The organism is Janthinobacterium sp. FT14W, assembly GCF_009208755.1.
Classification (GTDB): Bacteria; Pseudomonadota; Gammaproteobacteria; order Burkholderiales; family Burkholderiaceae_D; genus Janthinobacterium; species Janthinobacterium violaceinigrum.
Map to the genome: position 1 here is coordinate 17,664 of NZ_WFLL01000028.1, position 24,657 is coordinate 42,320.

General features: G+C 62.2%; 29 protein-coding genes, 4 tRNA genes and 1 riboswitch. Of the genes, 20 read left to right on the forward strand and 13 right to left on the reverse strand.

Annotation, left to right across the window (positions count from 1 at the left end):
- Window positions 1-65: 65 nt before the first annotated feature.
- The 5 genes from GCN74_RS18365 to glyA form a co-directional block, all read right to left on the reverse strand.
- Window positions 66-728: a PilX N-terminal domain-containing pilus assembly protein gene (locus tag GCN74_RS18365; RefSeq protein WP_226939109.1), complete on the reverse strand. Its 663-nt coding sequence runs from the start codon at window positions 726-728 to the stop codon at window positions 66-68.
- Between the two features lie 11 nt (window positions 729-739).
- Window positions 740-1,726, reverse strand: coding sequence for a PilW family protein (locus tag GCN74_RS18370; RefSeq protein ID WP_226939110.1), 987 nt, complete (start codon window positions 1,724-1,726; stop codon window positions 740-742).
- Complete coding sequence (gene pilV, locus GCN74_RS18375; RefSeq protein WP_152258011.1) at window positions 1,723-2,304, reverse strand: type IV pilus modification protein PilV; 582 nt, start codon at window positions 2,302-2,304, stop codon at window positions 1,723-1,725. The genes GCN74_RS18370 and pilV overlap by 4 nt, the downstream gene beginning before the upstream one ends.
- Before the next feature lie 242 nt (window positions 2,305-2,546).
- Window positions 2,547-3,011 (reverse strand): transcriptional regulator NrdR, encoded by a 465-nt coding sequence (gene nrdR / locus GCN74_RS18380; RefSeq protein ID WP_086146069.1) that lies wholly within the window; start codon window positions 3,009-3,011, stop codon window positions 2,547-2,549.
- Between the two features lie 145 nt (window positions 3,012-3,156).
- Complete coding sequence (gene glyA, locus GCN74_RS18385; RefSeq protein WP_152258012.1) at window positions 3,157-4,404, reverse strand: serine hydroxymethyltransferase; 1,248 nt, start codon at window positions 4,402-4,404, stop codon at window positions 3,157-3,159.
- 111 nt (window positions 4,405-4,515) lie between these two features.
- A riboswitch (ZMP/ZTP riboswitch) is annotated at window positions 4,516-4,639 on the reverse strand.
- A gap of 316 nt (window positions 4,640-4,955) precedes the next feature.
- Between glyA and ybgC the strand changes: the two genes are divergently transcribed.
- The 11 genes from ybgC (at window position 4,956) to GCN74_RS18435 (ending at window position 11,141) form a co-directional block, all read left to right on the forward strand.
- A complete protein-coding gene (ybgC, locus tag GCN74_RS18390) occupies window positions 4,956-5,357 on the forward strand; it encodes a tol-pal system-associated acyl-CoA thioesterase (RefSeq protein ID WP_152258013.1) in 402 nt (133 codons plus the stop codon).
- Between the two features lie 47 nt (window positions 5,358-5,404).
- Window positions 5,405-6,094, forward strand: a complete 690-nt coding sequence (gene tolQ, locus GCN74_RS18395) for a protein TolQ (protein WP_046682323.1) — start codon at window positions 5,405-5,407, stop codon at window positions 6,092-6,094.
- 15 nt (window positions 6,095-6,109) lie between these two features.
- Window positions 6,110-6,550, forward strand: a complete 441-nt coding sequence (locus tag GCN74_RS18400) for an ExbD/TolR family protein (protein ID WP_226939111.1) — start codon at window positions 6,110-6,112, stop codon at window positions 6,548-6,550.
- Window positions 6,551-6,598: 48 nt separating this feature from the next.
- Entirely contained in the window at window positions 6,599-7,618 is a 1,020-nt protein-coding gene (gene tolA / locus GCN74_RS18405; protein WP_152258014.1) for a cell envelope integrity protein TolA, read from the forward strand.
- Window positions 7,619-7,623: 5 nt separating this feature from the next.
- A complete protein-coding gene (gene tolB / locus GCN74_RS18410; protein ID WP_413541554.1) occupies window positions 7,624-8,892 on the forward strand; it encodes a Tol-Pal system beta propeller repeat protein TolB in 1,269 nt (422 codons plus the stop codon).
- Between the two features lie 43 nt (window positions 8,893-8,935).
- Window positions 8,936-9,460, forward strand: coding sequence for a peptidoglycan-associated lipoprotein Pal (gene pal / locus GCN74_RS18415; protein WP_152258016.1), 525 nt, complete (start codon window positions 8,936-8,938; stop codon window positions 9,458-9,460).
- A gap of 134 nt (window positions 9,461-9,594) precedes the next feature.
- On the forward strand, window positions 9,595-10,353 hold the full coding sequence (gene ybgF / locus GCN74_RS18420) for a tol-pal system protein YbgF (protein WP_152258017.1): 759 nt from the start codon (window positions 9,595-9,597) through the stop codon (window positions 10,351-10,353).
- Window positions 10,354-10,420: 67 nt separating this feature from the next.
- Window positions 10,421-10,496: transfer RNA gene (locus GCN74_RS18425), tRNA-Lys, on the forward strand.
- Between the two features lie 89 nt (window positions 10,497-10,585).
- Window positions 10,586-10,661 (forward strand) — tRNA-Lys (locus GCN74_RS18430).
- Between the two features lie 38 nt (window positions 10,662-10,699).
- On the forward strand, window positions 10,700-10,891 hold the full coding sequence (locus tag GCN74_RS29730; RefSeq protein ID WP_413541555.1) for a stability determinant: 192 nt from the start codon (window positions 10,700-10,702) through the stop codon (window positions 10,889-10,891).
- Complete coding sequence (locus GCN74_RS18435) at window positions 10,860-11,141, forward strand: type II toxin-antitoxin system RelE/ParE family toxin (RefSeq protein WP_152258018.1); 282 nt, start codon at window positions 10,860-10,862, stop codon at window positions 11,139-11,141. The genes GCN74_RS29730 and GCN74_RS18435 overlap by 32 nt, the downstream gene beginning before the upstream one ends.
- 39 nt (window positions 11,142-11,180) lie before the next feature.
- Here GCN74_RS18435 and GCN74_RS18440 read toward each other — a convergent pair whose 3' ends face one another.
- Entirely contained in the window at window positions 11,181-12,311 is a 1,131-nt protein-coding gene (locus GCN74_RS18440) for an acyltransferase family protein (RefSeq protein WP_152258019.1), read from the reverse strand.
- Window positions 12,312-12,433: 122 nt separating this feature from the next.
- The gene (locus tag GCN74_RS18445; protein ID WP_152258020.1) at window positions 12,434-12,775 is read right to left on the reverse strand and encodes an ArsR/SmtB family transcription factor; all 342 of its coding nucleotides are present in this window, start codon (window positions 12,773-12,775) and stop codon (window positions 12,434-12,436) included.
- Window positions 12,776-12,889: 114 nt separating this feature from the next.
- Between GCN74_RS18445 and GCN74_RS18450 the strand changes: the two genes are divergently transcribed.
- Window positions 12,890-13,978, forward strand: coding sequence for an NADH:flavin oxidoreductase/NADH oxidase (locus tag GCN74_RS18450; protein WP_152258021.1), 1,089 nt, complete (start codon window positions 12,890-12,892; stop codon window positions 13,976-13,978).
- Here the strand turns inward: GCN74_RS18450 and GCN74_RS18455 are convergent.
- Both GCN74_RS18455 and GCN74_RS18460 read right to left on the reverse strand, forming a co-directional pair.
- Entirely contained in the window at window positions 13,972-15,477 is a 1,506-nt protein-coding gene (locus GCN74_RS18455) for an MDR family MFS transporter (RefSeq protein ID WP_226939112.1), read from the reverse strand. The genes GCN74_RS18450 and GCN74_RS18455 overlap by 7 nt on opposite strands.
- Entirely contained in the window at window positions 15,474-15,932 is a 459-nt protein-coding gene (locus GCN74_RS18460) for a MarR family winged helix-turn-helix transcriptional regulator (RefSeq protein ID WP_152258022.1), read from the reverse strand. The genes GCN74_RS18455 and GCN74_RS18460 overlap by 4 nt, the downstream gene beginning before the upstream one ends.
- Window positions 15,933-16,062: 130 nt before the next feature.
- Between GCN74_RS18460 and GCN74_RS18465 the strand changes: the two genes are divergently transcribed.
- The 3 genes from GCN74_RS18465 to GCN74_RS18475 all read left to right on the forward strand — a co-directional run bounded on the left by GCN74_RS18465 (window position 16,063) and on the right by GCN74_RS18475 (window position 17,949).
- A tRNA-Lys gene (locus GCN74_RS18465) sits at window positions 16,063-16,138 on the forward strand.
- 69 nt (window positions 16,139-16,207) lie between these two features.
- A tRNA-Lys gene (locus GCN74_RS18470) sits at window positions 16,208-16,283 on the forward strand.
- A 514-nt stretch (window positions 16,284-16,797) separates the two neighbouring features.
- A complete protein-coding gene (locus GCN74_RS18475; RefSeq protein ID WP_152258023.1) occupies window positions 16,798-17,949 on the forward strand; it encodes an FRG domain-containing protein in 1,152 nt (383 codons plus the stop codon).
- Between the two features lie 132 nt (window positions 17,950-18,081).
- Here the strand turns inward: GCN74_RS18475 and GCN74_RS18480 are convergent, their stop codons facing one another.
- Window positions 18,082-18,795 carry an AraC family transcriptional regulator gene (locus GCN74_RS18480; protein WP_413541551.1) on the reverse strand — a complete coding sequence of 238 codons (714 nt, stop codon included), beginning with the start codon at window positions 18,793-18,795 and terminating at the stop codon, window positions 18,082-18,084.
- Window positions 18,796-18,912: 117 nt separating this feature from the next.
- On the opposite strand from GCN74_RS18480, the gene GCN74_RS18485 reads away from it, so the two are divergent.
- Together GCN74_RS18485 and GCN74_RS18490 are read left to right on the forward strand one after the other, a co-directional pair.
- Complete coding sequence (locus tag GCN74_RS18485) at window positions 18,913-19,170, forward strand: hypothetical protein (RefSeq protein ID WP_152258025.1); 258 nt, start codon at window positions 18,913-18,915, stop codon at window positions 19,168-19,170.
- A gap of 67 nt (window positions 19,171-19,237) precedes the next feature.
- Window positions 19,238-19,846 carry an IMPACT family protein gene (locus tag GCN74_RS18490; protein WP_152258026.1) on the forward strand — a complete coding sequence of 203 codons (609 nt, stop codon included), beginning with the start codon at window positions 19,238-19,240 and terminating at the stop codon, window positions 19,844-19,846.
- A 260-nt stretch (window positions 19,847-20,106) separates the two neighbouring features.
- Here the strand turns inward: GCN74_RS18490 and GCN74_RS18495 are convergent, their stop codons facing one another.
- Genes GCN74_RS18495 through GCN74_RS18505 form a run of 3 tightly spaced genes read right to left on the reverse strand, consistent with a single transcriptional unit; the run spans window position 20,107 to window position 21,526 of the window.
- Window positions 20,107-20,712 (reverse strand): hypothetical protein, encoded by a 606-nt coding sequence (locus GCN74_RS18495; protein WP_152258027.1) that lies wholly within the window; start codon window positions 20,710-20,712, stop codon window positions 20,107-20,109.
- Window positions 20,713-20,745: 33 nt separating this feature from the next.
- A complete protein-coding gene (locus GCN74_RS18500) occupies window positions 20,746-21,135 on the reverse strand; it encodes a hypothetical protein (protein WP_152258028.1) in 390 nt (129 codons plus the stop codon).
- Between the two features lie 13 nt (window positions 21,136-21,148).
- The gene (locus tag GCN74_RS18505) at window positions 21,149-21,526 is read right to left on the reverse strand and encodes a nuclear transport factor 2 family protein (RefSeq protein ID WP_152258029.1); all 378 of its coding nucleotides are present in this window, start codon (window positions 21,524-21,526) and stop codon (window positions 21,149-21,151) included.
- Between the two features lie 262 nt (window positions 21,527-21,788).
- Here GCN74_RS18505 and GCN74_RS18510 point away from each other — a divergent pair, with 262 nt between their 5' ends.
- The 3 genes from GCN74_RS18510 (at window position 21,789) to GCN74_RS18515 (ending at window position 24,619) form a co-directional block, all read left to right on the forward strand.
- Window positions 21,789-23,189, forward strand: coding sequence for an L-cystine transporter (locus GCN74_RS18510; protein WP_152258030.1), 1,401 nt, complete (start codon window positions 21,789-21,791; stop codon window positions 23,187-23,189).
- Window positions 23,190-23,448: 259 nt separating this feature from the next.
- Complete coding sequence (locus tag GCN74_RS29570; RefSeq protein WP_264372901.1) at window positions 23,449-23,571, forward strand: hypothetical protein; 123 nt, start codon at window positions 23,449-23,451, stop codon at window positions 23,569-23,571.
- Window positions 23,572-23,695: 124 nt separating this feature from the next.
- Window positions 23,696-24,619: an S-adenosyl-l-methionine hydroxide adenosyltransferase family protein gene (locus GCN74_RS18515; protein WP_152258031.1), complete on the forward strand. Its 924-nt coding sequence runs from the start codon at window positions 23,696-23,698 to the stop codon at window positions 24,617-24,619.
- The last annotated feature ends 38 nt before the right edge of the window (window positions 24,620-24,657 follow it).

Genomic DNA, 24,657 nt, shown 5'->3' on the forward strand with positions numbered 1-24,657 from the left:
GGACCATAAAGCGGACCACGAAGCAGCGGACCATGCAGCCGGCCATGCAGCGGACGATAAAGCCCTCATGGCCCCGCTCCGGCCGCCTGCTTGCGGTAGTAGCTTTGCAGCACAATTTGCGTGCTTTCCTGCGCGCCGAAACCGATGGCCGTGATGCGGTACACATAGCTTTCCGTGGCCAGGCTGCCGGCCGCGGCTGCCGCCTGGGCGCCGGGCGGGTGAAACGACAGCAGTTCGATAAGGTAGCGAGGACGGCGCGACGGCAGGAAACCTTGACCCGTCTGCATCACGGCGCCCGTAAACTGGCCATACGGCACGGTGCGGCCGGCACTTGCCCCTTCGGCGCCATCCAGTTCCATGCTCAGCCAGAGAGCCGGCGCATCCGGCGGTGCGGGCAAGCACAAGCCCAGTGCGCCTCCCTCGCCGCAGCCATCCGCGAACCCAGCCGCGCTGTCCGGCGCGAAGAGGCTGCTGCGGCCCGGCGCGCCGGGCAAGCCTTCGATATCGTTCTGCGCATCCACCAATGCCTCCTCCGCCGCCTGAAACGCGATCTGCCGGTCGCGCTCGCCGCGCGCCGCCTTTTCTCCCTGCAAGGCCATCTGCGCTGCAGATATGCCCAGCAGCAAAATGATCACCAACAGGCACAGCACATACACGAGAGTGGCGCCACCGTCGCGCGTACGAGGTCGGCACCACGGTGCGCAACGGCGGACGCCCGCGCCAGCCATCGCGCCCCCGCCTAGGCCGGCCCGTTGCGCAGCACGATGCTCGTCTGCACCAGTTGCCGCAGCCGGGAACGCAATGCGGCGGGCAAGGCCGCGCGCGCGATACGCACACCCGTGTCGTCGTCGCCGTGCGCCTCCGCATACGCCGGGCCGAACAGGTCGAACTGCGCCGGCCCCAGTTCCGCCAGCTTGTCCACCTGGCCCGCCTCGCCATGCAGCAGCAGCGCCACGCGCACGCTGGCCACGCGCTTCCAGTGCGTGCGGCGGTGAAAATCGCGCTGGCGTGCGGCCGCATCCGCGCCGGCCAGCACCAGCGCCGCATCGTAGGCGTCGAGCGCGCTGGCGTTGACATACCGGTTCGCCACGCCGTCGGGCGGCGTATCCGTGTCGAGGCCATACAGCACCTGGAAACCGTCGACGCCACGGATGACGGCGTCCGCGCCCCAGCCGTTCGCGCCACGGTATTTGCAGCGCAGCTCGCCCTCGCCGTCGGCGCCCTGGGCCACATAGAAAATGCTCCAGCCCCGCTGCGCCTCCGTTTGCGCGGCGCCCACGCCGAAGCCGGCGCAATTGAGCACGGAACCGTCGCCGCCCTCGTCCTTGCCGGCGCCGTAATAGCGCAGGGCCAGCACATCGCTGCCATGCACGGCATCGGGCAACGCGCCGCTGATGCCTTCGCTGTTCTTGCCCAGGCTGTGCGCATCGAGCCCCGCGATATTCGCGCTGTCGTAGTCGGCATGGGCGACGGGCGCGGCGCTGCTGTCCCAATTCACGTACGCCGTCTGGCGCACGGCGCGGGCGATGGCATCGAGCGCATAGCGGCCATTGTCGTCCAGGCGCGCACTGGCGGACTGGTCGCCATAACTGCCGCTGGCCGCCAGCAGCATGGCGCTGGCGGCCAGCATCAGCAGCGCGCCCAGCGACAGGGCTACCAGCAATTCGAGCAGGCTCATGCCGCGATGCCGGCGCCTGCCAGCGCGCATGCCGTTCACGCCGTTCATGCGCCCCCTCCCCCCAGCTGGAATGCCAGCCTGGGCAGCGACTCGCCCGCCCCATTCACGGCGGGCGAGCCATCGGGCTGGCGGCCGCGCCAGCCCAGCTTGATGACGATGGGCGCGCCCTTGCCGCCGCTGCAAGCCCAGTGCAAGCCTTGGGCGGCGGCATCCCACGCGGGGACGTCGCGGCAGATACGCAGGCGCGCGCCGGGCAAGGCCGATTGCAGTTGCTGTTTCCATTCGGCGATATCGAATTGCGCCAGGTCGGCCCCGCTGCAGGCGGCAGCGCCAAAGCAGTCCGGCCCGCCGCCCGCGTCGGCGCCGTCCGCCGCCGCGTAGGCCACGTTCAGGTAGGGATTGCCCCCGTCGGGGCCATACATGAGCACGCTGTTCGCGCGCATGCGCTCGGCCATGCCGGCGGCCAGCTGCACGCCCGCCGACAGCAATGCCGACTCATGGCGCGCGCGCAGGGCATTCAGTTGCACGATGCTGGCGCCCAGCAGGCCCAGCGCCAACAGCAGCAGCGACACCAGCACCTCGACGAGGCTGCTGCCATCCATGGGACCACGCGTGCCGCTGTGCATGAGCTTCTCCTGCTGACAGAGTCAAACCCGGACCGGAACCGCGCAAACGCCCGGCCCAGCTACAAGATAGGCGCGCGCAAAAACTCGGGCATGAGGCAGCGCAAACGTCGCTGCAAAATAGGGAAAAGTGAGGAGAGAGACCGCGCCCGGATTGATCAGGCCGCTTGCCAGGCGGGCGCTGGCGTGGTGGAAACGGGGCGCGCAAGCGGCCCCGTCGTCGAACAAGAAGCTTCGCGCAAGCGTCAGGGCTTGCCGCGGGCCTGCCCCACTTCGGCAATCGCATCCTGGAACTCGGCCAGGTCCTCGAAATTCTTGTACACGGAGGCAAAGCGGATATAGGCGATTTTGTCCAGGCGCTTGAGTTCCTGCATGACGAGCTCGCCGATATAGCCGGAATCGACTTCGCGCAAGCCGCTGGTCAGCAGTTTTTCCTGGATGGATGCGATGGCCGTATCCACGGAGGCGGCCGCGACGGGGCGCTTGCGCAAGGCCAGCATCAAACTGCCGCGCAACTTATCCGCAGCGAACTCCGTCCGGCTGCCATTCTTTTTGACGACGGCCGGCATGATAAGTTCAATGCGCTCATACGTGGTGAAACGCTTGTCGCATTTGCCGCAACGGCGGCGGCGCCGTATGGCATCCCCTTCCTCCGATACGCGCGTATCGAGAACCTGGGTATCGCCGTGCTGGCAAAATGGACATTTCATGGGCTGGATACAACTTTATAGTAATAATTACGGGAAATCGCCGCCCTTAAATGAAAGGGCGCCCGAATCACTCCGGGCGCCCTGGGGCACGACTGGAATGTGTCAGACAGAATCTTACTCCGTATGACACATTCTGGACAAATAATTATGCAGCGTACACAGGGTGCGCGTCGGCCAGCACTTTCACGGCCGCTTTCACGCGCTCGATGGTGGCGGCGTCATGCGGATTGTCCAGCACGTCGGCGATCAGGTTGCCCACTTCTTCCGCTTGCGCTTCCTTGAAACCGCGCGTCGTCATCGCCGGGCTGCCCAGGCGGATGCCCGAGGTGACGAACGGTTTTTGCGGGTCGTTCGGGATGCCGTTCTTGTTGCAGGTGATGTGCGCGGAACCGAGGATGGCTTCGGCTTCCTTGCCCGTCAGGTTCTTGGCGCGCAGGTCGACCAGCATGACGTGCGATTCGGTGCCGCCGGAGACGATGCGCAGGCCGCGCTTGATCAGGGTTTTTGCCAGCACGTCGGCGTTCTTGATCACTTGCTTCTGGTACTCGACGAATTCAGGGCTCAGCGCTTCCTTGAAGGCGACGGCCTTGCCGGCGATCACGTGCATCAGCGGGCCGCCCTGGATGCCGGGGAAGATGGCCGAGTTGATGGCTTTTTCGTGTTCGGCCTTCATCAGGATGATGCCGCCGCGGGGGCCGCGCAGCGATTTGTGCGTGGTCGAGGTGACGAAGTCGGCGAACGGCACCGGGTTCGGGTACAGGCCGGCGGCGATCAGGCCGGCGTAGTGGGCCATGTCGACCATGAAATAGGCGCCCACTTCCTTGGCGATCTTGCTGAAGCGTTCGAAGTCGATCTTTTTCGAGAACGCGGACGCGCCGGCGATGATCAGCTTGGGCTTGCGTTCGCGCGCCAGGCGTTCCATCGCCGCGTAATCGATGTCTTCTTCCGCCGTCAAGCCGTACGACACCACGTCGAACCACTTGCCCGACATGTTCAGCGGCATGCCGTGGGTCAGGTGGCCGCCTTCGGCCAGCGACATACCCATGATCAGGTCGCCTGGTTTCAACATGGCAAAGAACACGCCCTGGTTCGCCTGCGAGCCGGAATTCGGCTGCACGTTCGCGCATTCGGCGCCGAACAGCTGCTTGACGCGGTCGATGGCCAGTTGCTCGGCCACGTCCACGTATTCGCAGCCGCCGTAGTAGCGCTTGCCTGGATAGCCTTCGGCGTATTTGTTCGTCAGTTGCGAGCCCTGCGCTTCCATTACGGCTGGCGACGTATAGTTTTCCGACGCGATCAACTCGATGTGATCGTGCTGGCGCACGTTTTCTTTTTGAATGACGGCGAACAGTTCAGGGTCGACGTTGGCGAGGTTGTGATCTTTTGCAAACATGTAAAAACTCCAAGTATGAGGGTGCTTGTACTGGCAGGTTGGATCGAATGAGGGGAGCCGGCGTTAAGTGAATAACAACATTTGACAGGCAGCCTCTTCGTGCATTTCCATAGTGGCTACCCAGGCGAACGGCTGATGAAAAATCTCACGTTTCCCGGTGGGTGTCCACCTTTCGCCGGTTTGCCGATCGCCATCCAGGCAGATCGCCGACTTTTCGCCAGTCACGTGAGACGTAATGGAAGTCAAATTGTAAGTTAAGTGCCCAAATTGAGCAAGGAATGCAGCGCTGCCGCTATAATCGCCGCGCGCCGCCGCAGCCCGGGCATGGCCACAGGCCGTTCCCCGTGCAAGGCAGCGGCTCTTAAGCTGGACTTAAACCTGGCCATGGCATGTAAGCGTATGTTACGAGGCTTGCCATTGTGTACCCTGGATTTACAATGCTGCGGTGCAACTTATATGCAGCTTTCGCATGGCTTTCCAGCAAGCGCCCACAGTCACAAGAAGAAAAATCGCGTAAAATGTTGCTCAATCTCACTACTGGCGCAATAAACATGCCTTCAGTCTTTACCTGGAACGTACGTGTCTACTATGAAGACACCGACGCCGGCGGCATCGTGTATTACGCGAACTACCTGAAATTCTTCGAACGCGCGCGCACCGAATGGCTGCGCGCCATCGATGTGGGCCAGCAGGCATTGCTGGAACAGCACGACGCGATGTTCGTTGTCAAAAGCGTCAACGCCGACTATCATGCGCCAGCCAGGCTCGATGACACGGTAAAATTAACATTAAGCATAGAAAAAATGGGGCGCGCCTCCATCGTTTTCCTGCAACAAGCCTGGTGCGGCGACCGCCTGCTGAACACGGCCCGCGTCAAGATCGGCTGCGTCGACTCGGCATTGCGCCCGCGCGCCGTGCCTGATGCAGTAGCGGCCCGCATGCGCGACGCCTGAGCCCTACCCGCCACCCCCGGACAATTCACCCAACAGACTGCCAGCCAATGAACGTTACACAAGATCTTTCTTTCCTCGCGCTCATCACCAATGCCCACCTGATCGTGCAACTGATCATGGCCCTGCTGCTGCTGATTTCCCTGACCAGCTGGACCTACATTTTCCGCAAGATGTTTGCCGTGCGCCAGGCGCGCAAGCAGACCATCGAATTCGAACGCAGCTTCTGGGCCGGCGGCAACCTGCATGCGCTGCACCAAAACGCCAGCGGCAACCGCGACCAGAGCGGCGCGCTGGCCCGCATCTTCGATGCCGGCATGGGCGAATTCATCAAGGGCAAGGCCTCGTACGGTTCGCGCGAAGCGCTGGACGTCGGCGCCGTGCTCGACGGCGCCCGCCGCGCCATGCGCGCCGCCTTCCAGCGTGAAATGGACGTGCTCGAATCGCACCTGGCCTTCCTCGCCTCCGTCGGCTCCGTCTCGCCCTACATCGGCCTGCTCGGCACCGTATGGGGCATCATGAACGCCTTCCGCGGCCTGGCCAACGTGCAGCAAGCCACCCTGGCCGCCGTCGCGCCCGGCATTGCCGAAGCGCTGATCGCCACCGCCATCGGCCTGTTCGCGGCGATTCCCGCCGTCGTTGCCTACAACCGTTTTTCGCACGACATCGACCGCCTGGCGATCCGCTTCGAGAGCTTCGTCGAGGAATTCTCCAACATCCTGCAGCGCCAGTCGCGCTAAGAGGGAGCAAGGTCCATGGGTTCCTCATTCAATAGCGGCGGCATGCGGGGCGGCCGTGGCCGCAAGTTCAAGTCCGAGATCAACGTCGTGCCGTATATCGACGTGATGCTGGTGCTGCTGATCATTTTCATGGTGATGCCGTCGTCGAACAATCCCAGCGTGGTGAACCTGCCCAACGCGGAAAAGTCGGCGAAACCGCCCGACGACTATATCCAGATCGTGCTCAAGCCGAACGGTTCGCTGTCGATCGGCCTGATCGGCAAGGAGCAGCAGGCGCCGGAAACGGAACCGAACCGCGACGCCCTGCTGCGCAAGCTGCGCGGCTTGCACGAGACCAATCCCGAGTATCCCGTGATGATCGCGGGCGACAAGGAAAGCAAGTACGACGATGTGATCCAGCTCATTTCGGAAGCGAAAAAGATGGGCATTACCCGCGTCGGCCTGGCCACCAAGTAAGCGCAGCATCCTGTTTCCAGACTTGACCGTTTTTAGATAGACTAGACTTTGCAGACCAAACAAATCGACCATGTACTCGGCAAGCCCTACAGCGTGCCGCGCGAACGCAGCCGCTGGCCCTCGCTGGGCCTGGCGCTGGCGATGCACCTTGGCCTGCTGTTTTTCCTGTGGGTAGGCGTACACTGGCAAAATACGGAACCTGTGGCCGTCGAAGCGGAAGTATGGGACATGCAGGTGCAGACGGCCGCGCCGCCGCCCGAGGTGGCGACGGCACCGGAGCCGACACCGACCCCGCCGCCGGAACCGCAAGTGGAACAGCCGGCCCCGCCGCCACCGCCGCCCGTGGCCGCGCCCGAGCCGAAGGTCGACCTGCGCGAGGCGGAGATCGCCCTGGAACGCAAGAAAGCCAAGCTGAAGGAAGAAAAAGACAAGGCGGCTGCGGAAGAACGCCGCAAGCAGGAATTGAAGGAACGCGAGGAAGAAAAGCGCGAACTGGAAAAACAGAAGCAGAAAGAAAAAGACAAGGCTGAAAAGCTGGAAAAAGAAAAGGCCGACAAGCTGGAGAAAGCCAAGCTGGCCAAAGAGAAAGAAAAAGCGGCGGAAGAAAAAGCCGAGAAAGAACTGTCCGATAAAAAAGCGGCGGCGGAAAAAGCGGCCAAGGCGAAAAAAGCGGCGGAAGAAAAGAAAGCCGCCGACAAGGCGCGTGACGCGGAAATGCGCCGCATCACGGGCGCGGCGGGCGCCGGCACGACGGGCACGGCCGCGAAAGCGACCGCGCCACGCAAGGACAGCGGCTATGTCGCTGCCCTGACGAGCAAGATCAAGAGCAATATCGCGTACAGCGGTAGCACGGACGTGCCGGGCAACCCGCGCGCCGTGTTCAAGATCGAGCAACTGCCAACTGGGGAAATTATTTCGGTCCGAAAGATTAAAAGTAGCGGCCTGCCGGCGTACGACAGCTCGGTGGAAAACGCCATTAATAAATCGTCGCCACTGCCGAAGAAAAAAGACGGCACCGTGGAACGCGAGATTGAACTCATATTCGAGATGAAGGATTTGCCTAAATGATGACCATGAAAAAAATGAGCTATGTCGTGCTCTGCGCCGGCCTGATGCTGGGAGCGTCGGGCGCCCAGGCGCAGCTGCGCGTGGAGATTACGGGGATCGGCAGCAACCAGATCCCGGTGGCTGTCGCCAGCTTTGTCAATGAATCGGCGGCGCCGCAATCGCTGTCGGGCATCATCAAGGCCGACCTGGCCCGCAGCGGCGTGTTCAAGCTGATCGACGCCGATGCGCCCGTGGCGGAAACGGCGCCCGTCAGCTACGAGCAGTGGAAGTCGCGCGGCGCCGATGCGCTGGCGGCCGGCACCGTGCAAAGCATGGCCGATGGCCGCCTGGACGTGCGCTACAAGCTGTTCGACACCATCAAGGGTGCGCAGATCTCCAGCATGAACAATGCGGCCGCGCCCCAGTTCAACCGCCTGCTCGCGCATAAAATCGCCGATGACATCTATGAGAAGCTGACGGGCGTCAAGGGTGCGTTCGCCACGCGCATCGCCTACGTCACGCAATCGGGCCGCGAATACCGCCTGGAAGTGGCCGACGCCGATGGCGAAGGCATCCAGGTCGCCCTGCGCTCGAACGAGCCCATCATTTCGCCATCGTGGTCGCCGGACGGCACCAAGGTCGCGTATGTGTCGTTTGAAAAGAAAAAGCCCATCGTCTACGTGCAAAACCTGGTGACGCGCCAGCGCACCATCGTATCGAATGAAAAAGGCAGCAACTCCGCGCCGAGCTGGAGCCCGGACGGTTCGCGCCTGGCCGTGGCCCTGTCGCGCGATGGCCATACCCAGGTCTACACCGTCAATGCCGACGGCAGCGGCTTGCGCCGCGTCAGCAGCAGCAGCGGCATCGATACGGAACCCCAATTCTCGGCCGATGGCCAGAGCATTTACTTCACCAGCGATCGCAGCGGCGGACCACAAATCTACCGCATGTCGGTCAACGGCGGCGAAGCCAAGCGCGTGACGTTTGGCGGCCCCTACAACATCAGCCCGCGGATTTCGTCCGACGGGAAGACACTCGCTTATATTTCCCGTCGCGACGGCAATTTCCAGCTCTACGCGCTCGACCTGGCTAGTGGCCAGGAACTGCGCCTGTCGGACACCGCCAACGACGAATCACCGAGCTTTTCGCCCAACGGGAAATATATCATGTACGCGACCGAATCCGGACGACGCAAGTCGCTGGCAGTGGTATCGGTGGATGGCCGCGTCAAACAGCGTTTGACTACGCAAGCTGGCAATATCAAGGAGCCCACCTGGGGTCCTTTCATGAAGTAAATGCTGTACAGTTTCACCTTTAACCATGACCCGGAGAATAAAAATGAGTAACTTTAAAAGTTTGGCTTTCATCGCCGCTACCGCAGCCCTGCTGTCCGCCTGCAGCACCCCAGTTAAAGTAGCAGAAACCCCAGTGGTTGAGCGCGCTCCTGAAAAAGCAGCTCCAGCACCAGTTGACACCCGTCAAGTTCAGCCAGTGACGACCGCATCGGTCGATCCGCTGGACGATCCAAAAGGCGTGCTGGCCAACCGCAGCATCTACTTCGACTTCGACAAATACGTCGTGCGCGAAGCGGACACCCCAGTCGTGCAAAACCACGCTGCCTACCTGGTAAAAACCCCAGCCCGCAAGATCCTGATCCAAGGTAACACCGATGAACGCGGCGGCGCCGAGTACAACCTGGCCCTGGGCCAGAAACGTGCTGAAGCAGTGCGCAAGTCGATGGCAGCCCTGGGTGTGCCGGAAGGCCAGATGGAAGCCGTGTCGCTGGGCAAAGAAAAGCCTAAAGCACAAGGCAGCAACGAAGCAGCATGGGCTGAAAACCGCCGCGCTGACATCGTTTATTGATGTTGACAGGTGAGCGCCGCAGCATTGACGCTTACCTAACTGGCCAGTCATAGGCATAATAATGGGGCGCAGCGCGGTGATTCACCGCCCGGCGCCCCGTTTGCATGTTTGCGTAACCTTTGAAAGCCCGACCCATGATGACATTCTCGAAAGCCGGCGTTGCCGCCGCCTTGATGGCCGCGTTTGCCTACCTGCCCCTGCACGCCAACGCCGCCCTGTTCGACGACGACGAAGCGCGCAAGGCCATCCTGGAGCTGCGCGCCAAGGTCGACGCAATGGCGCGCGACCTGAACAGCCGCATCGACGCCAAGGCGGACAAGACCAGCACCTTGAGCCTGCTCAACCAGCACGACCAGACCATGCAGGAGATCGCCCGCCTGCGCGGCCAGATCGAAGTACTGGGCAATGACCTGGCGAACACGCAAAAGCGCCAGAAGGATTTCTACACCGATATCGACGCGCGCCTGCGCAAGCTCGAGCCGCGCCAGGTCACCATCGACGGCCAGGAAGCGGCCGTGGGCGTGTCCGAGCAAAGCGCGTATGAAACGGCGTTCGGCCAGTTCAAGTCGGGCGACTACAAGGGCGCCGTCACGGCACTGGATGCCTTCGTGAAACGCTATCCGGAATCGGCCTACGCGGCCAATGCGCAATACTGGCTGGGCAACGCCTATTACGCCCAGCGCGACTGCAAGAGCGCCATCACGGCCCAGCAGGCAGTGCTGAAGAACTATCCGGACAGCCCGAAGGCGGCCGACGCCATGCTCAACATCGCCAGCTGCTACACGGAGCTGAAAGACAAGGCAAACGCCACCAAGACACTGAACGCCCTGATCTCGCGCTACCCGGACTCCAGCGCGGCCCAGACGGCCAAGGAACGGGCCGGCAAAAAGTAAAAGCGGGGAAAAAGTTGCCCGTTAGGTTTGACAGAATCCCGGGCACCCCCTATAATCTTTCTTCTTCGGGTCGTTAGCTCAGCTGGTAGAGCAGCGGACTTTTAATCCGTTGGTCGCAGGTTCGAATCCCGCACGGCCTACCACGAATACGCAGTACTGATCTGCTTGCGAGTTGTTATAGCAAGCATTTTTTTACGGCACAGTGTTACCGAAGTTGTTGTAAAAAGTTTTTGGGTCGTTAGCTCAGCTGGTAGAGCAGCGGACTTTTAATCCGTTGGTCGCAGGTTCGAATCCCGCACGGCCTACCAAATACTATGAAGAAGCCAACCGTTCGCGGTTGGCTTTTTTGTTTTCGGCAACGTCCGAATTTGAGACGACGGAAGCAGCCGAAACCTATGGCCGCTGGTTTCGCGCAAAAGTATCGACATCACTACATGATGACCGCCCTGCCCGTCCACATGAGGCGGTCATGGCGCGACTGAGGAAAATCGTCGCAGCCCAGCCTGATGACCATGCTGCCGATTCCATGGAAGACTGAAGTGCAGGCAGATCTGACCGCGGCCCTCGCCTACATCGCGCAGCGCAACCAGGCAGCAGCACTTCAGCCTTACGACGACATCGACAACGCGGCCTCACAACTTCCGCATCATCCTCACCTGGGCCGAACTGACAGAATTGTCGGCACGCGTGAACTGCTTGCCCACCCAGACCATGTCGTCGCATATCGCGTTGACGCAAGCGCGATGGAAATTCTTGCCGTCATGCATACACGGCAACTATATCCCTGAGCAACAATCCCCTGCCCTTGGCAGGCCGGACGCCAGCGCTTAACGCGACGCCAGCACCGGCCTCCCCGCCAGATGCGCGAGAACACCACCCATCACCCGCCCCAGCGGCACCTCCACCCAGCGGTGAAACGCGGCGCCCGCCGCCAGGCTGGCACCCCAGGCCGTCAGCATGCCCAGCGCCTGCCACTCCGGCTCAAGCGGGACATAGGCAGTGAACAAGGCATTGACCAGCAGGCTGACGGGAAAGTGCACGAGGAAGACGGCGTACGAGATGCGGCCCAGCGCATTGACGATGTTCCAGGCCCGGCCATGGGAAGGCGTGCGGGCGCGGCCGAACAGGCACAGTGCGCAGGCGACGACCAGGGCCAGGGCGATGCGGCTGCGGTAATCGATGGCCAGGGCCAGCAGGACGGGCGCGGCGGCCATGGTCATGAGCAGGGCCATGGCGGCGGGCTTGCGCCCGGGGTCGCCGGCCCACCAGGCCAGCATGCCCAGGCCATAGCTGCCGAAGAAATACGGCGCCCAATTGTCCCATCCCGCGTCGAGATTGAAATACAGCAAGGAAAAAGTGATGCCCGCAGTGACGGACAGCGGCATCAGCCAGTGCCCGCGCCGCTGGCCCGCCAGGCGGCCGCCCAGCCACAACAGCGATACCGTCAGCATATACAGCTGGAAATCGATGGCCACGTACCAGGCGCCGGCCGACAGCGATTCATAGCCCAGCACGCCATGCAGCAGCAGGGCATGGGCGCTCAGCTGCCCCAGGGTGACGGCGGCCGACATGGAATCGTGCATCATCCAGATGCCGGCCACGGGCGTGATGACAGCCGCCAGCAAGGTGGCGGCCAGGAAAGGCGGCGCCAGCTTGGCATAGCGGCGCCAGACGGCTTGCAGCGGGGCAGCGATGCCAGGGCGGCCGGCAGGCGAGAGGGATTTGGCGACCAGGAAGCCGCCGATGACGAGAAACACTTGCACGGCGATGCGCGCGCTGCCGCCCAGCCAGTCCAGCAGCGCGGGCCACAGGGGCTGCACGTAGTCGGACATGGGGCCATAAAACGCCAGGTGGTGCAACACGATCAGCTGCGCCGCACCCGCCTTTAATACATTGATCCAGCCAAACTGCGGACGATGTGCCAGGTCCGCCTGTGATACCGCTGCTGCTGCCGTCATTCCCATCCCTTGCCATGCCAGGCAGTGTCGCCAGCCCATCGCGCAACAGGCGCGCGGCCGAGGATTTACCGAAAGGCCGACATCATAGCCGAGTCGGGAAGTTGGCGGGGCACGGCAGGCGGCTACGCTGCCGGCTTTTCCGCCTGCGGCGGCTCGGACGCCAGGGGCTGCTGCGCCAGGATCGCCTCCAGCAAGCCGGGGAAGCGGCTCTCGATGTCGGCGCGGCGCAGGGTGTTCATGTGCGTGGTGCCCGCGTTTTCCGTGTAGACGAGGCCCGCTTCGCGCAAGACCTTGAAATGGTGGGAGACGGTCGATTTCGGCCGCCCGCCATCGAGGTCGCCGCAGGCGGCCGCGTCGACTCTGGCCAGGTGGCGCACGATGTCGAGGCGGATGCTGTCGCTCAAGGCGTACAGCACGCGCTCGAGGACGAATTCGCTGGCGGAGGGATGTTTGTGTGGACGCATGAGCAGAATCATACCGCATCGGCTATACTAATTCCATTCTTCGAATATTTACGAACTACCGAATCAGCATCCAGCCGCTTTTCCTTCAATCATTCAATCAAGATAAAGGCCACCATGTCCGCCCTCTTCCAGCCCTACACCCTCAAAGACATCACCTTGCGCAACCGCATCGCCGTGCCGCCCATGTGCCAGTACATGGCCGTCGATGGCCAGGCCAACGACTGGCATCTGTCGCATTACGCGGGCATGGCCCGGGGCGGCGCGGGCCTGGTGATCGTCGAAGCGACGGCCGTGGCGCCCGAAGGCCGCATCACGCCCGGCTGCACGGGCATCTGGAACGATGACCTGGCGCAGGCGTTCGTGCCGGTGGTAAAGGCCATCAAGGCGGCCGGTTCCGTGCCCGGCATCCAGATCGCCCACGCAGGCCGCAAGGCCAGCGCCAACCGCCCATGGGAAGGCGACGACCATATTCCCGAAGGCGACGCGCGCGGCTGGCAAACCATCGCGCCGTCCGCCATCGCCTTTGGCGGCGGCTTGCCGAAGGTGCCGCGCGCCATGGACCTCGACGATATCGCCCGCGTGAAACAGAACTTCGTCGACGCGGCCGTGCGCGCCCGCGAAGTGGGCTTCGAATGGCTGGAACTGCACTTCGCCCACGGCTACCTGGCGCAAAGCTTCTTTTCCGCCCACGCGAACCAGCGCGACGACATCTATGGCGGCAGCGTGGAAAACCGCAGCCGCTTCCTGCTTGAAACATTGAAAGCCGTGCGCGCAGTGTGGCCCGAGCACCTGCCGCTGACCATCCGCTTCGGCGTGCTGGAATTCGACGGCCGCGACGAGCAGACCCTGCTCGAATCGATAGCCCTCGTGCGCCAGTTCAAGGATGCCGGCATGGATATGCTCAGCGTCAGCATGGGCTTCACGATTCCCGACGTATCGATTCCGTGGGGCCCCGCCTTCATGGGCCCGATTGCAGAGCGCGTGCGGCGCGAAGCGGGCGTGCCCGTCTCGTCCGCCTGGGGCTTCGGCACGCCGGCCATCGCCGAGCGCGTCGTCAAGGACGAGCAGCTGGACCTGGTGATGGTGGGCAAGGCGCACCTGGCCAATCCCCACTGGGCCTATTTTGCCGCCAAGGAATTGCAAGTCGAGCGCGCCTCGTGGGTGATGCCGGCGCCGTACGCGCACTGGCTGGAACGCTACTGATCGCCTTTCGCCTTCGCCGCTGCCGGATGCCCCTCCAGGGGCAATTCCGGCAAGAACAGCAAGGCGAGCAGCCCCAGCAACAGCAGCACGGCGCCGGCGCCAAACACGCTGGCAATCGCGTGGCGGTAGACTTCCACCGTCTGCACGGCCGCGTGCGCACCCAGCGCCGAAACGGCTTCCACGCCATGCTGGTGCAGCTGGCGCGCAAGAATGGCGCCCGACGCCGTCACGCCCAGCAAGCCGCCCAGCGAACGGAAGAAGGCCAGCATGGCCGTGCCCACGCCGCGCCGCGCCAGCGGCAGCGCATTCTGCACGGCGATCGTCATGTTCGGCATTACCAGGCCCAGCCCCGTGCCGAGGAAGAAGATGGCCGGCTCGATGATCCAGTAACCGCGCGACGTTTCCATGGCCCAGGCCAGCACGGCAAACGCCAGCAGCGCCACGGCCAGCCCCGCCACCTGCACCATCTTGTACTTGCCCGAGCGCGACAGCACCCGGCCGTTGAACATCGACGACGCCACCAGCCCCACCATCATGGCCACCGTCATCACGCCGGACTCCGCCGGGCTCGTGCCCATCACCAGCTGGAAGAACAGGGGGAAGAAGACGCTGGCGCCCATCAGGCCCATGAAGGTCATGGCCATCACCAGGCTGGCGATATTGAAGGTGCGGTTCCCGAACAGGTCGGGCGGCAGCACGGGTTCGTCCACCCGCCCCACGTGGAAGGCCAGCCAGATACCCAGCAGCACGGCGACGCCGCCGCTCACCTTGACGGCCAGCGCATCCCACGGCCACTCCGTGCCGCCCAGGGCCAGCACCAGCAGCGCCGCCGTGATGGCGCCCGTCAGCAGGACGGACCCCAGGTAATCGATCTTGTGCGCATGCGTGCGCACGGGTTTGCGCATGGCGCGCGCGATGATGACAAAGGCGGCGGCGGCGATGGGCAGGTTCACGTAGAAAATCCAGTGCCACGACAGGGCATCCGTGATGACGCCGCCCAGCACGGGCCCCAGCACGCTGGTGACGGCAAACACGATGGGCACCATGCCCTGCCGCTTGCCCCGCTCGGCGGGCGGCACGATGTCGCCGATGATGATCTGCGCCAGCGGCATGAAGCCGCCCGCCCCCAGACCCTGGATGGCGCGGAAGATGATCAGCTCCGTCATGTTCTGCGCCAGCCCGCACAGCACGGAACCGAGCAAAAAGGTCAGCAGGGCCGTGAAGATCATGGGACGGCGACCATACTGGTCGGCCAGCTTGCCATATAAAGGCATGGTTGCCGTCGAGGCCAGCACATAGGCCGTGACCACCCACGACAGGTGCGCCATGCCGCCCAGGTCGTCGACGATGCGCGGCAGGGCCGTGGCGACGATGCTCTGGTCCAGCGCACCGAGGCCCAGCACGGCCATCAGGCCCAGGTAGATGGCGCGCACTTCGCGCTCGGTGACGGGCTTGGCCGCCTCTTTTGCTGCGCCCGCGGCGTGATCGTGGCCGCTCATGCCTGGCCAATCTCGAGCAACGGCTGCATGGCGGCAGCCAGCGCGTCCATCTGCTGCGGCGACAGGCGGGCGATGCGCCGCGCCAGCGCATCGCGGCGGCGCGCGCGCAAGGTGTCGAGGATGGCCAGGCCTTGCGCGGACAGGTGCAGGCCCGAGCGGCGCCGGTCCTGCGGATCGGGCGCGCTGCGCTCGACGAGCCCCGCCACCTCCAGCGCCTTGACCTGGGCGCTGACGGTAGGCCCGCGCACGTTCTGCAGGCGCGCCAGCGCGGCCACGCCGATGCCGGGCTGCTCGTGGATCAGCGCCAGCAGCATGTATTGCATCATCGATACGCCGCCTTCCAGCTCGCCCCCTTCGCGCTGCATGGAGCGCAGCAGGCGCTTGAACGCCGCGCGCAATTCATCGGACAGCGCCAGCGCGCGCTCGGGGATGGGAAAGTCTGCGTCAGGGGTCATGGAATCATCAATATAGGTAGGCTATCTATCCATATTAGTCCGCGTATGCCTGCCACGCAAGGCTTTTTTCCACCCATATCCCGTCCAGCCCTTCCCAAAACCACCGTTGGCCGTCATAATAGCCGCCCTTGGGTCGTTAGCTCAGCTGGTAGAGCAGCGGACTTTTAATCCGTTGGTCGCAGGTTCGAATCCCGCACGGCCTACCAAGATTCAGCCGTCAGCATGGCAAACATGTTGATACGGCACGGCGTTACCGCAGTTGTTGTACAGTTTTTGGGTCGTTAGCTCAGCTGGTAGAGCAGCGGACTTTTAATCCGTTGGTCGCAGGTTCGAATCCCGCACGGCCTACCAAATACTTCAGAAAAGCCAACCGTTCGCGGTTGGCTTTTTTGTTTCTGACTGCCCATCGCACATTTCGAAGAAACTTCACCATCCGGCCAGCCTCACACCGCTCCTAGGCGGTCAATTGCTTTACCGAGTGTAGTTCGATCAATATAGACTGGATGCTTTCAATAGCAAGCCTAAAAAATCGTCCATATCTTCACGACAATATCAGCTCACATCCCACATATCCAAAGCGCACGCTACCCAAAGGTATCAGGCTTACCATTCAATTCAGTAGATGATCGCCCCGCCCGCGCCCCAAGCGGGCCAGAAATAAACCATCAGCAGAAACGGTAAGCAAACAACTGATATCCCGCATGAAGGCTGGCAACACCTCAATTATGGGACAAGTCTCATCCTCCAGCACATTGAAATTATTTTGATCAGCGTATGGATGGAGTATCCTTTCCTTCAAACATAGAATAAGCATTTCAGCCAGATCAGCGAACTTCAACATTCGATAAGCAAACACGGAGCGACTATGCCTAGCGAAAATCCGACCATTCCCGTCGAAGTGTCGTCACTTGCGGAATACATGGCCTGGAAGAAAGCAACGACGCCTATTCCTAATGGCGAAGGCTATGCCCTGTTCTACCGGGGCCATGCAGATGCAGCGTACGTGCTTGAGCCGACTGTATACCGGATCAAAGAAGGAAAGTCGTTCAGGACTGTCGAGCACGAGTTGTACGAAGAGCTCATGCGGCTTGATCCCGTTGCATTTTCCAACGACAAGTCGGTTTTCGAACGGTTGGTAAGAATGCAGCATTATGGCCTGCCTACCCGGCTTCTGGATCTTACGCATAGCCCTTTGATTGCACTGTTTTTTGCATGTTGCAGTCATGAGGAAACAGACGGCGAAGTAATTTTCTTCCACTGGAAAACGGAGGAGGTGTACCAACCTTCCGACGTGCCCGACGCGTCTCTTGCCGGAGTCCGCGTGAGCGCGGAGTTTTCAGCCATAGGCCGGGATATCATCGACCGGTTGAAGAGTTTCTTCGCCGAAGAAGCAGCATTTGATTATGGCCACGCGGGAGTTAACAGCGACAGGAACGCTTTTCTACATGCGGCAATCACCGAGCTTGATAAGTTAGCAGAAGGTGATTTCCTGATACAGTCGCTGGCGATAAAAACTATTGAAGAAAAACTTATCAGCGGATTCATCAATCCGTGGAGAGATAGACTGGACATTGAAAGGAAGGAATTAGGATTGACTCGCGCAGCGCTGGCCATATCGGAAAGCCAGACCTTTCTCGAAAGATTCCAGAACCGGTTCGTGGATCGACGCTTGGCATTCATCGATTCTGTATGCCGCCAGCTTAAAATCGAGAATAATTCCGAGCGGAACAGTCTAGGTAGATTCCTGATGCAGTTCACGCATTTCTATTTCGCATACGCACCTGTCAACAATGAGCGTATTCGCCGCCAACAGGGTGCCTTTATCATCTGCAGCCCAGCCAGTACAAGTTTATGGAAGGTTGAAAACCATAAGACGCCAGACAAGATCCGTATCAAGGGGGCGGCCAAAAAAGCCATCCTGGCTGAATTGGCGGATTTGGGCGTCACCAGGAGCTACGTTTTCCCCGAGCTTCCAGAACAGGCAGCGGAGGCACAGCGACGCTACCCAGCCCGTTAATATCCTTCACCAGACAGTTCCAAGGAGGGGATCGGTAGGATCGGGGTCAAGTCCGGCATTCGTACACAGCGTCAGCCTTGGCCGTCTCTATCTACAGCAAGTTGCGCTTTATCAAGTACCGATTTTGCTCGATTAACTGCCCTCCCCATACCTCCCCGGCGTAACTCCCATCACGCGCCGGAACATGGCGATGAAGGCGCTGACGTTGCCGTAGCCCAGGTCCAGCGCAATTGACGTGACGGGCTGGCCGGCAGCCAATAGTTCCAGGGCGCGCAGGATGCGGGCGCGCTGGCGCCAGGCTGTTGGCGTAAAACCCGTCTCCAACGTGAAACGGCGGGTAAGAGTGCGCGGCGACACGCCGGCCCGGGCGGCCAGCGCTTCCACGCCCCGCTCGTCGGCCAGGTCGTCGAGCACGGCGCGCGCCACGTGCAGCAGGCGCGGGTCCGTGGGGAGCGACAAGCCGAACGGCTCGTGCGGCGCGGCGGCGATCTCGTCGAGGATCACGCCTGCCACCCGGACTTGGCGCGCGTCCAGCGCACCGTCGTCCCAGACGCTGGCGCGGGCCACCGCCTCGCGCAGCAGGCCCGAGACGCGCATCACGCACGGCGCGGCAGGCAAGGTGGCGCAACTGGCCTCGTCCACATACACGCTCCAGCCCGCAAACGGGCCATGCGAACGCAGCGCGTGGACGTGATGGGGCGGCATCCACACGCAGTGGCTGGCCGGCACCACCCACTGTCCGCGGTCGGCGGCAACGGAAAGCAAGCCCCGCATGGCGCCGAACAGCTGGCCGCTGGCGTGGCGGTGCGGCGGCGTCACCCGCTCCTGCGGCTGGGACATGCGCATGGCGCGCAGCGTCGGCGGCAAGATTGGCGGATTTGACGTATCGATAGGCATAAACAACGCAGGCAAGACAATCCCGCCATCATACAGTGGAGTCTTTCCATTATTCAGGAGTACAGCATGCGTGCAGAAAACGTGTTGGCGGATCAACAAAACCAGGGCCAGTTCAATGGCGTCACCGTGCGCAAGGGCACGGTAGGGGCGTTCCTGGCCAACGCCCGGCTGTGGCTGGACGACACGAGCAGCAGCGCCGAAAAGGCCATCGCCGAACGCGACATCCTCGACGCCCTGCCCGCCCTGCACGCGCTGGGACTGTTCGACATCGTGCAAGTGCGCGATGCGGCGCTGCGCGAACTGGTATCGCCATCGGGCAAGTAGGCGGCACCGGCTCGTCGCCGGCGCGCATTTCCTCTATCATGCTGCTTTGCCCGCCTTCGCACCCGCCATGCCGTTTACCATTGCCGCTCCCGTCCACAGCGAACTGATCATCAAGAAAAGCCGTTTCATCGGTTGCGTGCAGCCGATGACGGACCGCGCCAGCGCGCAGCAGATGGTCAACGATTTGAAGGCGCAGCATCCGGGCGCCTGCCATGTGTGCTGGGCGCTGCTGGCGGGCGGGCAATCGGCGGCCGTCGATGATGGCGAGCCGAGCGGCACAGCCGGGCGGCCCATGCTCGACGTGCTGCGCCACCAGGACCTCGAAGGCGTGCTGGCCACCGTCGTGCGCTACTTTGGCGGCATCAAGCTGGGCGCGGGCGGCCTCGTACGCGCCTACACGGACAGCGTGGCGCAAGCATTGTTGCAGGCGGAAAAGACGGCCATCGTGCGCCAGCGTACCCTGCGCTGCACGGTGCCGTATGCGATGGAAGGCATGCTGCGCCGCGAACTCGATGGCGCCGGCGCCACCTTGCTGAACGTGGCGCACGCCGACGCCGTGCTGTTCGACTTCAGCCTGGCGGAAACGGCGGCCACCGCCCTGCTGGCCCACCTGCATGAGGCGGGCAATGGACGGATACAGTGGCTGGACGCACAGGATGGCGAGGGCCAGCCATAATCAACTGGTGCAGCCTGGCGGACATGATGGACGGCGATAAGCGCCCCATGGAAAACATATCCGCTTTTGCCGGAATACGCTGATCCACGACCACGGCGAAATCGCCTTCATTCCCGGGCATGTAATTTCCGCAGTCTGTACCGATGCCCGCAGCGGCATGCCCGCCCGTCCACGCTGCATTGGCGTCCACCGCATCCGTCCCACAAGAATACAGATGCCACCTGTATCTTTTCATGGCCTTGCCTTGAAAACCACCATCGTCATGGATAGCGCTGCTCCTGATATCCATTCGCAAACACGTGAAGAATATTCTCCAGCTGTCCGTCCACATAGCCGAACAGAATCTGATATCCGGCAGGGTTTTCCTGTCCATGCTCTTTCTGCCGGACCATGATGGAATGGAGGCGATCATCCTCATACAGATAATCGTAACTCCCTACACCAAATTTTCCGAAATTAATGTCCTGCGCGATGCGTGCCCCGTCAAGAAAACTGAGCATGACATTCCTCAAGCTCCCTCCCGCATTGAAATGCACGCTTTTCAGTTCGCCGCGCTCATGAAAATAGAAACTCCTGTTGATGATGGCAGCAGATCCGCCATAGCTTTCCACCAGGATGACCCTGCCTTCCCCATCGAAATAGTAAACATGGGTATCTTTCAGCGTCGCGGGCAGCGACTTTAGCTCTTTTCCCGGCTTGAAGCCGGCCCTTTGGGCTTCGAATGGCCTGACGTTACATAACGGCCCTTTGCTGATCAGCGTTCGCGCCACGCGCAGTTTGACGGCATCGGAATACGCCGCCATGAAAGAGTCGGATTTCGACGCTATCGCGTGGAATTGCTCACCCAGTTTTTGGATTTCACTCATGCCATATCGCTCCCGCTACGACACTTCCAGCAATCAAGCCTTGCGCGGGCGCTTGATCTGCAAGAAGATGAAATGCGTCCACGCCAGCGCCGGCAGCACCATCAGCAACAACATCAGTCCGGCCGGCATGTCCGGCACGAAACGCACGAAGCAGGCGAGAAAACCAGCGATGGCCAGCCAGAAGCGCCAGTTGAAGGCATACGCCTTGCGCGCCACGGTCGCCAGGGCGATGCGCCAGAATTCCAGCAAGGCCCACAGGCCGCCCGTCAGCAGCAGCGCCGCCAGGGCATGGTCTCCGGGGGCGTCGGCCCAGGTGCGCACCAGGTTGTACAACAGCACGGGATAGCCGGCCGTGATGGCCAGGGTGGCCGGGCCGGCGGCGATGACAGCTTCCAACAGCTGCCCTTTGGAACGATGATCCACTAAATCTTGCTCCTCAAGCCACGACGCCGGAATGGGCGGCGATCACTTGCAGCGCGCCGGCCGCATCCTGCGCCCAGACGCGCGTAAAACGGAAGTCGCCATGCGTTTCCACGTCGTGATAGCTGCCCGTCAGCTGCATGCGCACGGAGACCACGGCCACGCTGCCAGTGATGCGCACATGGCGCTCGGAAGCGCGCAGTTCGGTGATCGTCAGCAAGCGCTGTTCGTGCGCGGCCAGGTCCGCATGCTTGCTCAGCAAGTGGCCCAGATGGTTGGTAAACAGCAAATCGTCAGCCAGCAAGACATTCAGTGCGGCCACGTCGGACGCCATCATGGCCAGGCGCAAGCGCTCTTCCGCATCGAGCACTTGTACTTCCGTTAAAGCATTCATCTTTTTCCTTATTAAAATAACGCGCGCATCTTAGCAAACGGAAAACCATGCTGGCACGAAATAGCCAAATTCACAATCATCCAGAAGGCTTATGCCTGTGGAGCATATTCATATAGCGTAATATTCGCAGCAGCATTGCGCAGAACGCCCCCATAGTACTGTACAGTGCTTGCCCTTTCGCCACAGGCTGGGGCAGCTGTTACTTGTAGTAAAGTTCTCATGCTCTCTGCAGTCTCGAATAAAACCAAGATAAGGCCCCTACATGGCAATTAACATCATTCTGAACCTGCTCGTTGCGCTGATCGTCTTCGCCTTCATGTTCCACCAGCAGCGCCAGCACGCCACGTTCACCGTGCGCGTCTTCACGGGCCTGGGCCTGGGCGTGCTGCTGGGTGCGGCCGCGCAAGCGCTGTATGGCGCCGGTTCGCCCGTCATCGCCGGCACCAATGAATACGTCGACATCGTCGGCAGCGGCTATGTGAAATTGCTGCAAATGATCATCATGCCGCTGATCATGGTCTCCATCATTTCCGCCATCCTGAAACTCAAGGACGCGAGTTCCCTGGGCAAGATCAGCGCGCTGACCATCGGTACCCTGCTCATCACCACGACCATCGCTGCCGCGCTGGGCATCCTGATGGCCAAGCTGTTCGGCCTGACGGCCGTGGGCCTGACGTCGAGCGCCGCCGAAGTGGCGCGCGGCGTGCAGCTGCAAGGCTCGCTGGAAACGGCGAAGGCCCTGTCCTTGCCGAAACTGCTGGTCAGCTTCGTGCCCACCAACCCCTTCCTCGACATGACGGGCGCGCGCAAGACGTCGACCATCGCCGTGGTGGTGTTCTCCATCTTCATCGGCATCTCGGCCACGGGCATCGCGGCGAAAAAGCCGGAGATTTTCGCTTCCTTCGAAAACTTCATGAAAGTGGCGCACGCCATCGTCATGCGCATGGTCACCCTGGTGCTGCGCCTGACGCCGTACGGCGTGTTCGCGCTGATGTTTGAAGTGGTGGCCTCGTCCAGCTACACGGACATCTTGAAACTGATCAACTTCGTCGTCGCCTCGTACAGCGCGCTGATATTGATGTTCCTCGTGCACCTGGCCATCATCGCCGGCGTGGGCCTGAACCCGCTGCGCTTCGTGAAAAAGGTCTTCCCCGTGCTGGCCTTCGCGTTCACCTCGCGCACCAGCGCCGGTTCGATCCCGATGAGCGTGCAAACGCAAACCCAGCGCCTGGGCACGCCGGAAGGCATCGCCAACTTTGCCGCCTCGTTCGGTTCGACCATCGGCCAGAACGGCTGCGCCGGCATTTATCCCGCCATGCTGGCCGTCATGATCGCCCCCACCGTCGGCGTCGATCCGTTTACGATCAGCTTCCTGCTGCCATTGCTGGCCATCATCACCATCGGTTCCGTCGGCGTGGCCGGCGTGGGCGGGGGCGCCACGTTTGCCGCCCTGATCGTGCTGTCGGCAATGGACTTGCCCGTCGCCCTGGCCGGCTTGCTGATTTCCGTCGAACCGCTGATCGACATGGGCCGCACGGCCCTCAACGTGAGCGGCTCGATTACGGCCGGCACCGTCACCAGCCGGGTCATGGGGCAGACCGACCTGGCCGTCTACAACAGCGACGACGCGCCCGACCTGGACGAGGCGGAGCACGCCGCCTGAGGCTGGCCGCAAGAACAGCGGCGCGGCGCGCCTTGCCGCTTTCGTCTATATTGATACGCAATCAATACGGAGGAAGGCGCGAGGCGATGGAACAAAAATGGCCGCAGCAAATCTGCATCGTGCGTCACGGCCAAAGCGCCGGCAACGTGCCCCGCGATGCTGCCGAAGCGGAACAACAGCTGTCGATCGCCATCGCCGGGCGCGATGGCGATGTCCCCCTCTCCGGCCTGGGCGCGCGCCAGGCGCCAGTCGCAAGACCTTGGCGACTGGTTCGCCCCCTCCTCCCCCTGAACAACAGCCGCCCGCCGTGCTGTACTCGCCCTACGTGCGGGCGCAGCAGACGGCGCAAGCCGTGCCGGCCCGCATCGATGCGGGCAGCTGAGCTCCATGGCGGCTGACGAGCGCCTGCGCTCCTCGACCGCCTGACCGCGCACGGCATCGCCAGCGAGGACCCGGAACTGCACGAACTGAGCTAAACCTTCTACAAGCAAACACGGAAAGAGCATATGATCATCAAACGCATCTCCCGCCTCGTCGCCGGCGCCTGCCTGAGCGCCCTCCTGCTGCCCAGCGCCCAGGCTGCCGCGCCGCTGGTGCTGATGACGGACTTCGGCACGGCCGACGGCGCCGTGTCCGCCATGCATGGCGTCGCCTATGGCGTCGACCCGCAGCTGACCATCTCGGACCTCACGCACCAGATTCCCGACTACGACATCTGGCTGGGCGCCTACCGTTTGTACCAGACGGCCAATTACTGGCCGCAAGGCACGGTGTTCGTTTCCGTCATCGACCCGGGCGTGGGCACGGCGCGCAAGTCCGTGGTGCTGAAAACCAGGGGCGGACGCTACTTCGTGGGGCCGGACAATGGCCTGTTCACCCTGATCGCCGAACGCGACGGCGTGGCCGAACTGCGCGAGATCGATGAAAAAGTCAACCGCCTGGCCGGCTCCGCCGAGTCCTACACCTTCCATGGCCGCGACGTGTACGCGTACGTGGGCGCGCGCCTGGCCTCGGGCGCCATCAGCTATGAGCAGGTGGGCCCGCAACTGCCCAACGAATCCGTCGTCAAGATTGCGTATCAAAAACCTGTGCGCGATGGCAATACCATCCGCGGCATCGTGCCCGTGCTCGACGTCAAGTATGGCAATGTGTGGACGACTATCCCGAAATCCCTGCTCGACGAATTGCAGGTGAAACTGCACGATACGCTGCAAGTGCGCATTTTGCACAAGGGCAAGCAAGTGGCCAAGGTCACGGCGCCATTCGAGCACACGTTTGGCGGCGTCGCCAAGGGCCAGCCGCTGGTCTACCTGAACAGCCTGCTCGATGTCGCCGTGGCCATCAGCCAGGGTGACTTTGCTGCCAAACACCATGTCGCATCGGGCGTGGATTGGGAAGTGGAAGTGCGCAAGGCCCCTGCCGCCAAATAAACCGTCGCCTGCGGCCAGGACGCTCTGTCCTGGCCCAT